Genomic DNA, 13,170 nt, shown 5'->3' on the forward strand with positions numbered 1-13,170 from the left:
GCGATCACGCCAGCGGTAATCTCGTCTTGCTCGCTGGCTCGATCAGCTCAGCACCGGGCCCGCTCAGCCGCTTGTGCATATGAACCATGAAAGCCATGGCGAAGACCGGCGTCGCCAGGTTGACGACGGGAATCGAGACAAAAGCCGCGATGAACAGACCGGCGGTGAACACGGTTGTCGCGTTCTCCTTGCGCATCAGCTTGGCTTCATGCGGCGAACGGAACCGCATGGCGGCGAGTTCGAAATATTCCCGGCCCAGAAGCCATGCGGTGGCGATGAAGAAGATGATGAAGCCGGCGCCGGCAAACAGCAGGAACGGCAGCGCGACCAGATAAACGAGGATCGTCAGAGCAGCGGTCTTGATGCCTTCGCGAACCGCAATGCCAAGCGGCAGCGCGGTGCCGGGCCGTTCCGCCGGATAATGCTCGCGCTCGACATGGTCGGCGACCTCGTCGACGAAGAAGCTGGCGACCAGCGAGGTGATTGCCGGCATCAGGAACACCGCGCCGAAGACGATGCCGAGGCCGGCGGCGACCGAAACGATCCAGGCAAGAATATCGAGCGGTGTCTGAAAGGACGGACCGAGCGCCGCCTCTGCCCACCCCTCGCCCGAGGTCGCCAGCCAGCTCAACAGCCGCTGCAATCCGATCGCCAGCACCACGATCAATACCAGAGCCAGACCGATCGATCGCCACAGGATCGAGCGCATCGGCGGTGACAGCATTTGCGACAGCGCCTTGATGGCAGCGTCAATCATCTAATGCCCACTTTCCGAAGTTCGTGCCGCGCAAGTAGGCGCCCCGCGAAGCCCACGCGAGAGTTAGCCATGACATCAGCGTTCGGCAAGGCCCTCTCGGGAGCTGCGCGTGTCTCGGTGCGGATGTGGTGGAAGGGAGGCGTTTTGCGTGCGAGGAATTGACGCGCCTACTTACGCAACTGGAAGCGGCGCTTCTTCGTCAGCCTCTTCAGGAACGAGCGGCGGCGCTTCTGGAAACACACCGAACTGGCCCGCTACCTCCGGGAGCGGCTTCTGTTTGTCGGCCCAGTGCAGCGCGGTGTAGTCGAACCCGGTAATGATCGTCGGCTTGACGATCTCGAAATAGGGCGAGATGTCGAAATCGCGCGGCATATAGAGCGAGGAGTCGCGGATATGCAGGATTTCGCGGCGCGCCTGCCGCGAACCGGCCAGCGTCACCCTGGGCAGGATCGGGTAGCGCACGGCGTCGAAGGCCTGCGCGATCAGGGCCGAGCAGATGATCTTGGTGGGATCGCCGGAGCCGAACGCGATCATCCGCCGCCGCCAGCGCTGCGGGATCGGCAACGGAATCAGAAAGCGCATCAGGTCCAGGATATTCTTGGTGTCGTAGCCGAAGCCGATCCGGTTGATGGCGTAGCGGCACACCGTGTAGCGGTCTTCATAGGACAGCCCTACCGGGCGGCACAGCCGCGTATGGTAGGTGAAATATTTCGACAGCGGCGCCGAGGTGACGCCCTCGCCGACATTGGCCTCGATCAGCACATGCGGCTCGCCGTCCGCTTCCACGGCGCCATCGACCGGTCCGACGTAAAGCGCGCCGTGCGACCAGGTCGACTGGGTCAGGTATTTGATGATGCCCGAAATGCGGTTGTTGCCTTCAACCAGCAGCACGTCGCCGGGCTGGACAATTTCGCGCAGATGGCCGGGGTCGCTCGGCGTGAACGGCTCGTAGCCGGGCACTTCCTTCTGAAGATAGGAAGCGATCCACTTGCCGACGGTATCGAGCATTACGCCCATTGTTCCCCCCAAGCAGTTTTTCGGCTGCTTTTTGCAACCATTATCATGGTCGAAAGCAGTTGCAATTTGGTTCATGCCAATGGCCGGTCAATCATGATTGATTTACCATGATGCTTGCCGCTCAAGCTTGGATGTGGATAGTCTGAAAAAGTGCCCGCCGCGAATTATAAGTTGTTCACTTTGTTCTCAAGAATCCCGGAAACCTGACATGGCGCTCACGCGGCGCGATCTTCTGGTGGGCTCGGCCGCCATCGCGGCCTTGCCGGGCCGTCGCGGCGCGTGGGCCGCGCCATTGCCGCGCGAAGCTGACATTGTCGTGATCGGCGCCGGCGCGGCCGGCATTGCGGCGGCGCGTCGCGTCCAGGCCGCCAATCGCAAAGTGATCGTCGTCGAGGCCGATACGCGTCTCGGCGGCCGCTGCTGGACCGATAGCGGAACCTTCGATGTCCCGTTCGATCGCGGCGCCCGCTGGCTGCACAATCCCGGGACCAATCCGATGATCAGGCTGGCGCGCAGCGCCGGGCTCGATATCTCGACCGCCCCGCCGGGTCAGAGAATCCGCGTCGGCCAGCGCAACGCCCGGGCCGGCGAAACCGAGCAGTTTCTCGCGGCGCTCGTTCGCGCCAACCGCGCCATCGATGATGCCGCGCGCCCCGGCAAGGCCGACGCCGCCTGCGAGTCCGTGCTGCCGAAAGACCTCGGCGATTGGGCGGGTACGGTTGAATTCATGCTCGGCGCGAATGCGGTCGGCAAGGACCTTCGCGACGTTTCGGTGATGGACAAGGCGCGCGCGCAGGATCGCATGGTGGCGATCGGATTTCGCCAGGGTCTCGGCGCGCTGATCGCCAAATTGGCGGAGCCGCTGCCGGTCGCGCTGTCGACATCAGCCCGTCAGATCATCTGGAATAACCGCGAGGTTTCCGTCGAAACGCCTGCGGGCCGGATCGCGGCGCGGGCGGCGATCGTCACCGTGTCAAGCAATGTGCTGGCAGCCGGCAACATCAAGTTCACGCCGGAGCTGCCGAAGCGTCAGCTCGAGGCCGCATCAAAACTCTCGCTCGGCAGCTATGATCGCGTTGCGATCATGCTGCCCGGCAATCCGCTCGGGCTCGCGCATGACGACGCGCTCATTGAGCAGAGCAATTCCACCCGCACTGCGCTGTTGTCGGCCAATATCGCCGGCTCGTCGCTCTGTCTGATCGATGTCGCCGGTTCCTTCGGCCGTGATCTCTCGGGCCAGGGCGAGGCGGCGATGGTTGCCTTTGCGACGGAATGGCTGACAAAGCTGTTCGGCAACGATCTCGCAACTGCCGTGAAGAAGTCGAGCGTGACCCGCTGGAATTCCTCGCCGTTCATTCTCGGGGCAATGTCGGTCGCTCCGACCGGCGGACAGCCGTCGCGAAAAATTCTGACCGAACCTACTGGCAACCTGTTCCTGGCCGGCGAGGCGACCCACGAAACGTTGTGGGGCACGGTCGATGGCGCCTGGGAAAGCGGCGAGCGTGCGGCCGAAGCCGCACTACGCAAGATCGGCGCGCTCACCGATCGCACGGCTGCGCCGGCGCGCGCGCCCAGTCGACGCCGCACGCGCGGGGCGTCGCACAACTAACGGACTTGAAATCTATATCGCGATATGCGATATTTTCTAAATGAGGCCAATCGCCTTTACGGCTGCTAGCGCGCGCCAGTGGGCGAAGCTATCGCCCGATATTCGTGACCGGATCGATAAACGGCTGACTGTATTTGCTGAGACCGGGCATGGTGACGTGAAGCGTCTTAGGGGACGACATGGCCTCCGGCTCCGGATCGGAGACTGGCGCGTGGTCTTCTACGAAGATCAGAACACGATCGTTGTCGCGGCAGTCGGGCATCGACGAGAAATTTACGATTGAAAGACGGCTATGAGCGTTCGATTTCAAAAGACCCCAAGTGGGGAAGTCGCAATCCTTCCAAAGAAGGAATATGAACTTTTGGTCGCCAAAGCGGCGGAAGCTGAGGAAGATACCGGCACGGCCCGTCTTGTCGCGCATGCACGCGAGGAAATTGAAAACGGTGGCCCGCTGTTACCCAAGAGCGTCGTGGACCGCTTAGCAAACGCGGAAAATCCCGTGCGGGTTTTGCGCGAATGGCGTGGCGAAACTCAGATGTACCTGTCCTTCAAGACGGATCTGAGCCAGGGGTATATCTCAGACATCGAAAGCGGGCGCCGGGTTGGAACGGTGGCGGCTCTCCGGCGCATCGCGAACGTGCTAAACGTGCCTCTCGATCTACTCGTCCAAGAAGACTGAGTGCTCAACGCAGAGCGCCGCCGGTCTTCTTGTTGACCTCCGCCACGATCTTGGCGGCGACCGCCTCGATCTCCTGGTCGGTCATGGTCTTTTCGCGGGGCTGGATGGTCACGGCGATCGCGACAGACTTCTTGGCCTCGTCGATGCCCTTGCCTTCGTAGACGTCGAACACGGTGACACCGGTGATGAGTTTCTTGTCGACGCTCGAGGCCGCGCGCAGGATGTCGCCGGCCTTCACCATGCGGTCGACGATGAAAGCAAAATCGCGCGACACCGGCTGGAATGCCGACAGCTCGATCGCTGGCCTGGCGCGGGTCGGCCGCTGCTTGCCGTCCGGAATGCGATCGAGGATGACTTCAAAGGCGATCAGCGGACCGTCGGCGCCGAGTTTCTCCAGCGCGCGCGGATGCAGTTCGCCGAAATGACCGAGCACGTTCTGCGGTCCGATCTGGATGGTGCCGGAACGGCCGGGATGCAGCCAGCTGGTGCCGCCGGGCACGACCTGCAGCGCCTGTATCGGCGCGCCTGCGGCCGCGAGCACCGCAAAAGCATCGGCCTTGGCGTCGAACGCATTCGTTGTCGCCGAGCCGGTCCAGTTGCGCCCGAGCCCTGCCTGTGAGGCAAAGCCGTGACGAATGCCGGCGGCCGCAGTGAGTTGCTCATCCGGCCTATCGCCCCTGAACACCTGGCCGACTTCGAACAGCGCGACATCGGCAAAGCCGCGGTCGGAATTGGCCTGCGCTGCGGTGACGAGACCCGGCAGCAGGCTCGGCCGCATGTCGGACAGATCGGCCGCAATCGGGTTGGCGAGCGAAAGCTCTGGCCTGCCGCCGCCAAACAGTTCAGCCTGCGGCTTCGAGATGAACGACCACGTCACGGCCTCGACCATGCCGCGCGCCGCGAGCGCGCGCTTGGCACGGCGGGTGCGCAGCTGCATCGGCTTGAGCACCGGCTTGCGCGGCGCCTCGCCGCGTTCGAACGGCGTCATTGGCACCTGATCGACGCCGACGATGCGCACGATTTCCTCGACGATGTCGGCCTTGCCGTGCACGTCCGAGCGCCATGAGGGGATCGCGACTTTCACCACGGGGCCGCTGCCTGCCACCATGAAACCGAGATGACCGAGGATGCGCTTCATTTCCGGAAACGCGACATCGATGCCGGCGAGGCGTTTTACTTCCGCCACCGGGAATTCGATGATGCGGTCGTCGCCGAACGCCTTGCCGGCCACGATGTTTTCCGACGGTGTGCCGCCGCACAGTTCCATCACGAGCCTGGTCGCCATTTCCAGCCCCGGCACCATGAAGGCCGGATCGACGCCGCGCTCGAAGCGGTAGCGCGCATCCGAATTGACGCCGAGCTTGCGGCCGGTCTGGGCAATGTTGATCTCGTTCCACAGCGCCGATTCGATCAGCACGTCGGTGGTTGTCTCCGAACAGCCGGAGGCTTCGCCGCCCATGATGCCGGCGAGCGATTCGACGCCCTGCTCATCCGCGATCACGCACATGGAATTGTCGAGCGTGTAGGTGCGGCCGTCGAGTGCAAGTAGCGTCTCGCCGTCGCGGCCGCGGCGCACCACCAGATCGCCCTTCACCTTGGCTGCGTCGAACACGTGCAGCGGGCGGGCGCGGTCGTAGGTCATGAAGTTGGTGATATCGACCAGCGCGTTGATCGGCCGCAAACCGATCGAGGTCAGGCGCTTTTGCAGCCAATCCGGCGAGGGGCCGTTCCTGACGCCGCGCACCAGGCGCAGCGCGAAGCCGGGGCAGAGATCCGCGTCTTCCACCTTCACCTTCACGGGACAGGGGAATTCGCCTTTGACCTGCTTGATGCCGGGATCCCTGAACTTGCCCATGTCGGCGGCGGCAAGATCGCGCGCGATGCCGTGCACGCCGGTGCAGTCCTGCCGGTTCGGTGTCAGGTTGATTTCGAAGGTGGGATCGCCGAGCGCCGCCCATGCGGCATAGGCCGTACCGATCGGCGCGTCCGCCGGCAGCTCAATGATGCCGTCGTGGTTTTCGGAGATCTTCAGCTCCGCCTCGGAGCACAGCATGCCGCGGCTCTCGACGCCACGGATGGTGCCGATGCCGAGCGTGATGTCCTTGCCCGGGATGTAGGTACCGGGTGGCGAGAATACGCTGATCAGCCCTGCGCGCGCATTCGGCGCGCCGCAGACCACCTGCACCGGTGCCGCGCCGCCTCCAGTGTCGACCATGCACACACGCAGGCGATCGGCGTTCGGGTGCTGCTCGGCCGAGATCACGCGCGCAATGGTGAAGGGCGCGAGCTGCCTGGCCTTGTCTTCAAGGCCCTCGACCTCGAGCCCGATCATGGTGAGCTTGTCGGCGAGCTTTTCAACGGGCTCGTCGGTGTCGAGATGTTCCTTCAGCCAGGAGAGGGTGAATTTCATGGCTGGCCTCGGCTCGCTTCACCTCCCCCCTTGAGGGGGAGGTCGGTCGGCTTTGCCGACCGGGAGGGGGGTGTTGATCGTGCGATCGTCTCGATGATGGCTTCCAGCACCGACTCGCGATGGCGAAGCACGTCGGTGTTCCAAAACCGAAGAACTCGATAGCCCTTCGCGTTCAGCCAAGCTTGGCGCAACCGATCGCGTCGAGCTTCTCGGTCATTGGCGTGCTGACTCCCGTCAAGCTCGACGATGAGGCGGTATTCGTGACACGCAAAGTCGACAATGAACGAACCAATCGGGACCTGGCGACGAAAGCTCAGTCCATTGAGACGATGGGCACGCAGCTGGATCCAAAGGACGCGTTCAGCATCGGTCATTTCTGATCGCATCGATTTGGCTCGGAATCGATTGATACCTGCGACCGGCCTGTGGGCGGGCGCAGTACCCCCCTCCCGGTTCGCTTCGCGAACCGACCTCCCCCTCAAGGGGGGAGGTGTTCCCCCGTGCGTCACCATCGGGTTATCCTCATGTACTTAGCCCTCCCGCGAGCGTCGGGATGTCGAGCGGCTTGAAGCCGTAATGCGCGAGCCAGCGTACGTCGCTGTCGAACAGCTGGCGCAGATCGCTCATGCCGTATTTCAGCATCGCGATGCGGTCGATGCCCATGCCCCAGGCAAAGCCCTGATACACGTCCGGATCGATGCCGCAGGCGCGCAGCACGTTCGGATGCACCATGCCGCAGCCGAGAATCTCCAGCCAATCCTCGCCTTCGCCGAAACGGATCTCGCCCTTGTCGCGGCGGCACTGAATGTCGACCTCGAGGGAGGGTTCGGTGAACGGGAAGAACGACGGGCGGAAGCGCATGTTGATCTGATCGACCTCGAAGAAGGCCTTGCAGAACTCGTGCAGGATCCATTTGAGGTGACCGAGATGCGAGCCCTTGTCGATGACGAGGCCTTCGACCTGGTGGAATTGCGGCGTGTGCGTCGCGTCCGAATCGATGCGATAGGTGCGTCCCGGGCAGATCACGCGGATCGGTGGCTTCTGGCTGAGCATGGTACGCACCTGCACCGGCGAGGTGTGGGTACGCAGCAGCATGCGCGAGCCGTCTTGCTTCGGATTGAAGAAGAACGTGTCGTGCATTTCCCGCGCCGGATGGCCTTCCGGGAAATTCAATTTGGTGAAGTTGTAGTCGTCGGTTTCGATGTCCGGTCCCTCGGCGACGGAAAATCCCATGTCGGCGAAGATCGCGGTGAGCTCGTCCCAGACCTGGCTCAGCGGATGGATGCGCCCGGTCTCGGCCGGCGCATCGCGCAAGGGCAGCGTGACATCGACCGTCTCAAAAGCAAGGCGGGCATCGAGTGCGGCCGATTTCAGCAGCTCGCGCCGCGCGGTGAGCGCTTCCGTCACCTTGTCCTTGGCGAGATTGATCGCAGCACCTTGGGTCTTGCGCTCGTCCGGCGACATCTTGCCGAGCGTGGCGAGCAGGGCCGAGATCGAACCTTTCTTGCCCAGGGCCGCGACACGCACGGCTTCCAGCGCAGCCTCGTCGGATGACGCGGCGATACCTTTCAGGATTTCCTGTTCAAGCGTTGCGAGGTCGGACATGGCGACGGTGACCTTTTGGGATTGTGCGCGCAATCCATACCAGCCTGTCATCATCCGCGTAAGCGGATGATCCAGTAACCACGGAAGCCAATTAGTCGGTGGGTAGCTACTGGATGCCCCGCCTGCGCGGGGCATGACAGCGGAATTGCAAGCAGCCCTGGTGGCGGGAGCTTGGCGCCTCAGGCCGCGAGCGCGGCCTTGGCCTTCTCGGCGATCGCCTGGAACGCCGCGGGTTCGTTGATCGCGAGATCAGACAGCACCTTGCGGTCGACCACGATGCCTGACCTGGACAGGCCGTTGATAAACACGCTGTAGGTCATGCCGAACGGACGGACGGCGGCGTTGAGGCGCTGGATCCAGAGCGCGCGGAAGGTCCGCTTCTTGCGCTTGCGGTCGCGGAAGGCGTACTGGCCAGCCTTTTCGACCGCGGGCTTCGCGGCGCGGATGGTGTTCTTGCGGCGGCCGTAATAGCCCTTGGCGGCCTTGTAGACTTTCTTGTGCTTGGCGTGAGCGGTCACACCGCGTTTGACGCGAGACATGACGGGTCTCCTTGATCTGAAAACAAAAATGACGGGTCGCCGCGCGGGCGCGGCGCAGGGAAAGCGTGCGATCAGGCGTTCGGCAGGAAGTATTTCTTGATGTTGTCGCCGTCGGTCTTGAACAGCACGCGCGTGCCGCGCAGCTGCCTGATCTGCTTCTTGGTCCGCTTGATCATGCCGTGGCGCTTGCCGCGCTGGGCGTGCAGGACTTTGCCTGTGGCAGTCACTTTGAAGCGCTTTTTGGCGCCCGACTTGGTCTTCAGCTTGGGCATTTGGCTCTCCTAAAGGCCACAGAAAAAGCCCGCTCGAGGCGGCGCTTTCGCGGCAAAAATGCTCGTTAGAGCGTTGAAAGTGCTAAAGTTTTGTAAAATTTCGACAAAACCAGCACGGCCATCGCCACGGCAGCCCTTGGATCAAGCCGGGCGATGAAGGCCGGGCTTATGACAGAACAAGGCTCTTTTGGCAACGGTGAACCGTCAAATCGGCTTCATCGAGAGACGTCCGGCCCGTCGAGCCCGGCGGCGTCCGGCCGTCCCCGCTAGTGGGATAATCAGCGTGGTGCCAGAACCATCACGACCTGGCGGCCTTCGAAGCGGGCGTCCTGCTCGACCTTGGCGAAGTCGGCGACGTCGGTCTTGATCTTGTCGAGTAGCTTGGTGCCGATTTCCTGGTGCGCCATTTCACGGCCGCGGTAGCGCAAGGTGATCTTGACCTTGTCGCCTTCCTCGAAGAACCGCTGCATGGCGCGCATCTTCACGTCGTAGTCGTGATCGTCGATCATCGGCCGCAGCTTGATTTCCTTGATCTCGACGGTCTTCTGCTTCTTGCGGGCTTCTGCCGCTTTCTTCTGCGCCGAATACTTGTACTTCCCGTAGTCCATGATCTTGCAGACGGGAGGGGCGGCGTTCGGCGAAATCTCCACGAGATCCATTCCGGCTTCGAGCGCCATTTTGATGGCAGCGATCGTTTCCACCGTGCCCAGGTTGGCACCGTGCTGGTCGATTAGCTGAACCGTTGCGTTGCGGATTTCATCATTGGTGCGCGGCCCGTCTTTGGTAACGGTGGGCGGGGCTCTATTGGGACGGCGAATGGGTATTTCTCCAAAGTTGTGAACGAAGCTTGCAGTTTGAAGGATTAAGGCTTTGCGGGCAAGCTAACTTGGCCCCGCGGAGCCAAAAAGCATCAAATGAGAGGCTTTTTGGCCACGGGAATGCTTGTCCGTCGGCGACATAGGACGCAAGGCTGCTTTCCGCAAGCATCATAACGCCTATGGGCTCATTTGGTTGACGGACTCTTTCGGCTCTCGCACAGAGATTTCGGAGTGACGATTTCATGACCGGTTCCGAAACCGACAGCCAAACCCCCGTCTTCATCGAGGTTGCCCGGGGCGGTGCGCCCCGCCGGATCGCGGTCCGCGCCCGTAAAGGTGCGTTACCGGGGCTTTTCTGGCTCGGCGGCTTCAAGTCGGACATGCGGGGGACCAAGGCGCTCGCACTCGATGAGTGGGCGGCCGAGCGGCAGCGCGCCTGTACCCGGTTCGACTATTCCGGCCACGGCGAATCCGGCGGAGATTTCGTCGACTGCACCATTGGGCAGTGGCTGGAGGAGAGCGTCGCTGTATTCGGGTGGTTCTGCGAAGGCCCGCAGATCGTGATCGGCTCCTCGATGGGCGGATGGATGGCGCTCCTGCTCGCGCGCGAACTAGCCAAACGGCCCGCATCCCGCGCTTCGCTGAAAGGTCTCGTGCTGATCGCGCCGGCGCCCGATTTCACCGAAGAACTGATGTGGAAGGCCTTCTCGCCGGACGTTCGCCGCCAGATCGAAGCCACAGGAGTGTGGCTGCGTCCATCCGAATACGGCGATCCCCATCCGATCACCCGCAAGCTGATCGAGGAAGGCCGCAATCACCTGTTGCTCGGCGGCGCGATCGAGGTCGGATGTCCCGTGCATATCCTGCAGGGCGCGAAGGACCCGGACGTACCGTGGAAGCATGCCTTTGCGCTGGCGCACCGGCTGCCCGCCGAAGACCTGGTGCTGACCATGATCCAGGACGGCGATCACCGCCTGTCGCGGCCACAGGACATTGCGCGGATTCTCGCTGCCGTCGCCGAGTTCGGTTAGACCAACGCTCAGAAATCGAGATCGACGTAGGTCCGCGACGCCGGCACGCCGGCCAGCCATTCGCTGAGCAGCGGACGGAACGAGGGCCGCGACTTGACCCGCGCATACCAGGCCTTCGCCGCGTCGTCCTCGCTCCACGGCACGTCGCCGAGATAATCGATCGCCGACAGATGCGCGGCCGCCGCGAGATCCGCAAACGTGATCCGGTCGCCGGCGAGATAATTTCGCGTCCCCGCAAGCCAGCCGATATAGGCGAGGTGATAGCGCACGTTTGTTTTGGCGGCGCGCATCACATCGGCCGACGGCGGGCCGCCGCCGTTCTCCTCGCTCATGAAGCGCTTGTAGATTCGCTCGGTGACCAGCGGATTGGATGCTTCCTCGAAAAACTTTTCGTTGAACCACGCCATCAGCCGCCGCACCTCGACGCGTTCCATGGCCGTTTGCGGCAACAGCCTGCGCTCGGCCATCTCGGCGCCAAAAATCTCGTCGATATATTCGGCAATGACGCCGGCACCCGGAATTGCGCCATCGCCTTCCGCGATCAGCACGGGCGTGGTGGCGGCGGGATTGAGCGCCAGGAAAGCCTCGCGCCGATCCCAGCTTCGTTCTTCCACGAGACGCAGCTCGGCGCCGAGTTCGCCGAGCACGAGGCGAATGAAGCGCGAATGCGGACAGAACGGATGATGGAACAGCGTGAACATGAAGCCCTGAGGTAGCACCTGATTGGCCGCCAAACTATAGTGCGGCGGTTCAGAAGTCCGCATCAAATGTGCCGCGAATTCGTCATGCGGACTTCTGAACCATAGCCGCACTAGAATAATAGACTTGCTAGTGTCCTTTCGATTCCGAAGTTCGAAACGTGGCTCCGAAAAATGATGCGAACTTCGGAATCGGGACACTAGCGAAGGCTTCGACCGTGGCAACCCTACCAGTGGTCCGATTCTAACATTCGCACCCCTTCGCGGCGGGCACTTTTGCGAATGTTAGAATCAAAGGATCACTGGTGTCCCGAATCCAAAGTTCGCACACGCTTGGGGCCCCTCATTTGCGAACTTCGGATTCAAAGGGACACCAGAAACCTATGAATCTAGTGTGGTTTTGGTTCAGAAGTTCTCTTGACGAATTCGCGGCAGAACTGAAGAGAACTTCTGAACCACCACACTGGCAAATATAAGTTTCTAGTGGAGGTTAGGATTTGACATTCGCTTTCTGAGCTTGTGGCTAGGTGGGTAGCGAATGTCAAATCCCCTCCACTAGTAGTTTGGCGTTTTTGCCGTTGCGGCATGCATACGAATAAGCGAGAAGAATCCGCCTGTTTTCCGCCGCTGCGGCCTGGTGCGATCCCGCCGGATCGCCGTCGTGTCAATCACCAAACTGATCAAGAGGGTGCTTCATCATGCTGACTGATTCGTTGCGAGCGGTAATTCTCGGCATTGTCGAGGGCATCACCGAGTTCTTGCCGGTTTCCTCGACCGGCCACATGCTGCTGGTGCAACGCTTCTTCGGCCTGGGCGAGGGCGCCTTCTGGAACAGTTTCGTGGTGCTGATCCAGCTCGGCGCGATTCTCGCGATCGTCGTGCTGTATTTCGGCAAATTGTGGAAAATCGCGCTCGGCATGTTTTCCAATCCCGACGACCGCCGTTTCGTCATCGGAGTCTTGATTGCGTTCCTGCCGGCGGTGGTCATCGGCTTGATGATCGGCAAATACATCAAGCTGGTGCTGTTCAATCCGTGGGTGGTTTGTTTCTCGCTGATCGTCGGCGGCGCCATCCTGCTCTGGGTCGACCAGATCGATCACAAGCCGCACGAGCACGACGCGACGAAATTTCCGCTGCTCACCTATCTCTGGATCGGCGTCGCGCAATGTCTTGCGATGATCCCCGGCGTGTCGCGTTCGGGCGCGAGCATTGTCGCGGCGATGCTGCTCGGCGCCGACAAGCGCGCCGCCGCGGAATTCTCGTTCTTCCTGGCGATCCCGACCATGATCGGCGCCTTCGCCTACGATTTTTACAAGAACCGCGCCGAGATGACGGCCGATCACCTCGGCACTGTCGCGATCGGCTTCGTGGTGTCCTTCGTTGTCGCGGTCATCGTGGTGAAGGCGTTTCTCGGCTATGTGTCACACCGTGGCTTCACGCTGTTTGCATGGTGGCGCGTCGTCGTCGGCACACTCGGCCTGATCGCGCTGGCGCTGGGACACTGATGGTTTGTGCCGTCCCTGCGACCCGTCTCCGCCAAGGCTTCGCCGGGGCTATAGAGCAGGGCCCGCCGAAGCTTCAGCGAAGGCGGCAAGCAGGGACCCATATGTGGACGGCCCCCGTGGCACAAGAGCTTTCTGAGTAGATCGGATCGCTGCATCCATATGTCCGGCCTGTTGATGCGACACGCAATGGTCGCTGGCCAAGATGGGTTGCGCGACGCGAGCTCCAAACA

The 13,170-nt window shown here is 62.1% G+C and carries 14 protein-coding genes; 5 read left to right on the forward strand and 9 right to left on the reverse strand.

The annotated features are described in order from the left end of the window. Positions 1-4 precede the first annotated feature (4 nt). Both M6D32_RS20185 and M6D32_RS20190 read right to left on the reverse strand, forming a co-directional pair. Positions 5-757, reverse strand: a complete 753-nt coding sequence (locus tag M6D32_RS20185) for a sulfate transporter family protein (RefSeq protein ID WP_298259490.1) — start codon at positions 755-757, stop codon at positions 5-7. A 171-nt stretch (positions 758-928) separates the two neighbouring features. After that, on the reverse strand, positions 929-1,774 hold the full coding sequence (locus M6D32_RS20190; protein ID WP_298259493.1) for a YiiX/YebB-like N1pC/P60 family cysteine hydrolase: 846 nt from the start codon (positions 1,772-1,774) through the stop codon (positions 929-931). 208 nt (positions 1,775-1,982) lie between these two features. Between M6D32_RS20190 and M6D32_RS20195 the strand changes: the two genes are divergently transcribed. Genes M6D32_RS20195 through M6D32_RS20205 form a run of 3 tightly spaced genes read left to right on the forward strand, consistent with a single transcriptional unit; the run spans position 1,983 to position 4,062 of the window. Next, positions 1,983-3,383, forward strand: a complete 1,401-nt coding sequence (locus tag M6D32_RS20195; protein ID WP_298259495.1) for an NAD(P)/FAD-dependent oxidoreductase — start codon at positions 1,983-1,985, stop codon at positions 3,381-3,383. Between the two features lie 40 nt (positions 3,384-3,423). Beyond that, positions 3,424-3,666 (forward strand): type II toxin-antitoxin system RelE/ParE family toxin, encoded by a 243-nt coding sequence (locus tag M6D32_RS20200; RefSeq protein WP_298259497.1) that lies wholly within the window; start codon positions 3,424-3,426, stop codon positions 3,664-3,666. A gap of 9 nt (positions 3,667-3,675) precedes the next feature. Next, positions 3,676-4,062, forward strand: coding sequence for a helix-turn-helix transcriptional regulator (locus tag M6D32_RS20205; RefSeq protein WP_298259500.1), 387 nt, complete (start codon positions 3,676-3,678; stop codon positions 4,060-4,062). 4 nt (positions 4,063-4,066) lie between these two features. Here the strand turns inward: M6D32_RS20205 and pheT are convergent, their stop codons facing one another. From pheT to infC, 6 genes are all read right to left on the reverse strand, one after another. Beyond that, the gene (gene pheT / locus M6D32_RS20210) at positions 4,067-6,472 is read right to left on the reverse strand and encodes a phenylalanine--tRNA ligase subunit beta (RefSeq protein WP_298259502.1); all 2,406 of its coding nucleotides are present in this window, start codon (positions 6,470-6,472) and stop codon (positions 4,067-4,069) included. Continuing rightward, the gene (locus tag M6D32_RS20215) at positions 6,469-6,984 is read right to left on the reverse strand and encodes an endonuclease domain-containing protein (RefSeq protein ID WP_366145849.1); all 516 of its coding nucleotides are present in this window, start codon (positions 6,982-6,984) and stop codon (positions 6,469-6,471) included. Before M6D32_RS20215 ends, pheT begins: the two co-directional genes overlap by 4 nt. A 10-nt stretch (positions 6,985-6,994) precedes the next feature. Further along, on the reverse strand, positions 6,995-8,077 hold the full coding sequence (gene pheS / locus M6D32_RS20220) for a phenylalanine--tRNA ligase subunit alpha (protein WP_298259506.1): 1,083 nt from the start codon (positions 8,075-8,077) through the stop codon (positions 6,995-6,997). A gap of 179 nt (positions 8,078-8,256) precedes the next feature. Then, positions 8,257-8,616 (reverse strand): 50S ribosomal protein L20, encoded by a 360-nt coding sequence (gene rplT, locus M6D32_RS20225; protein WP_298259508.1) that lies wholly within the window; start codon positions 8,614-8,616, stop codon positions 8,257-8,259. Positions 8,617-8,687: 71 nt separating this feature from the next. Beyond that, the gene (gene rpmI, locus M6D32_RS20230) at positions 8,688-8,888 is read right to left on the reverse strand and encodes a 50S ribosomal protein L35 (protein WP_298259510.1); all 201 of its coding nucleotides are present in this window, start codon (positions 8,886-8,888) and stop codon (positions 8,688-8,690) included. Positions 8,889-9,166: 278 nt separating this feature from the next. Then, a complete protein-coding gene (gene infC / locus M6D32_RS20235; protein ID WP_298259525.1) occupies positions 9,167-9,706 on the reverse strand; it encodes a translation initiation factor IF-3 in 540 nt (179 codons plus the stop codon). Between the two features lie 242 nt (positions 9,707-9,948). Here infC and M6D32_RS20240 point away from each other — a divergent pair, with 242 nt between their 5' ends. Beyond that, positions 9,949-10,737, forward strand: a complete 789-nt coding sequence (locus M6D32_RS20240) for an alpha/beta hydrolase (protein ID WP_298259512.1) — start codon at positions 9,949-9,951, stop codon at positions 10,735-10,737. A gap of 8 nt (positions 10,738-10,745) precedes the next feature. Here M6D32_RS20240 and M6D32_RS20245 read toward each other — a convergent pair whose 3' ends face one another. Next, a complete protein-coding gene (locus tag M6D32_RS20245; RefSeq protein WP_298259527.1) occupies positions 10,746-11,438 on the reverse strand; it encodes a glutathione S-transferase family protein in 693 nt (230 codons plus the stop codon). A 695-nt stretch (positions 11,439-12,133) separates the two neighbouring features. Here M6D32_RS20245 and M6D32_RS20250 point away from each other — a divergent pair. Then, on the forward strand, positions 12,134-12,940 hold the full coding sequence (locus M6D32_RS20250; RefSeq protein WP_298259514.1) for an undecaprenyl-diphosphate phosphatase: 807 nt from the start codon (positions 12,134-12,136) through the stop codon (positions 12,938-12,940). Positions 12,941-13,170: the final 230 nt, after the last annotated feature.

Origin of the sequence: Bradyrhizobium sp., assembly GCF_027307225.1 — a bacterium.
Taxonomy (GTDB): domain Bacteria; phylum Pseudomonadota; class Alphaproteobacteria; order Rhizobiales; family Xanthobacteraceae; genus Bradyrhizobium.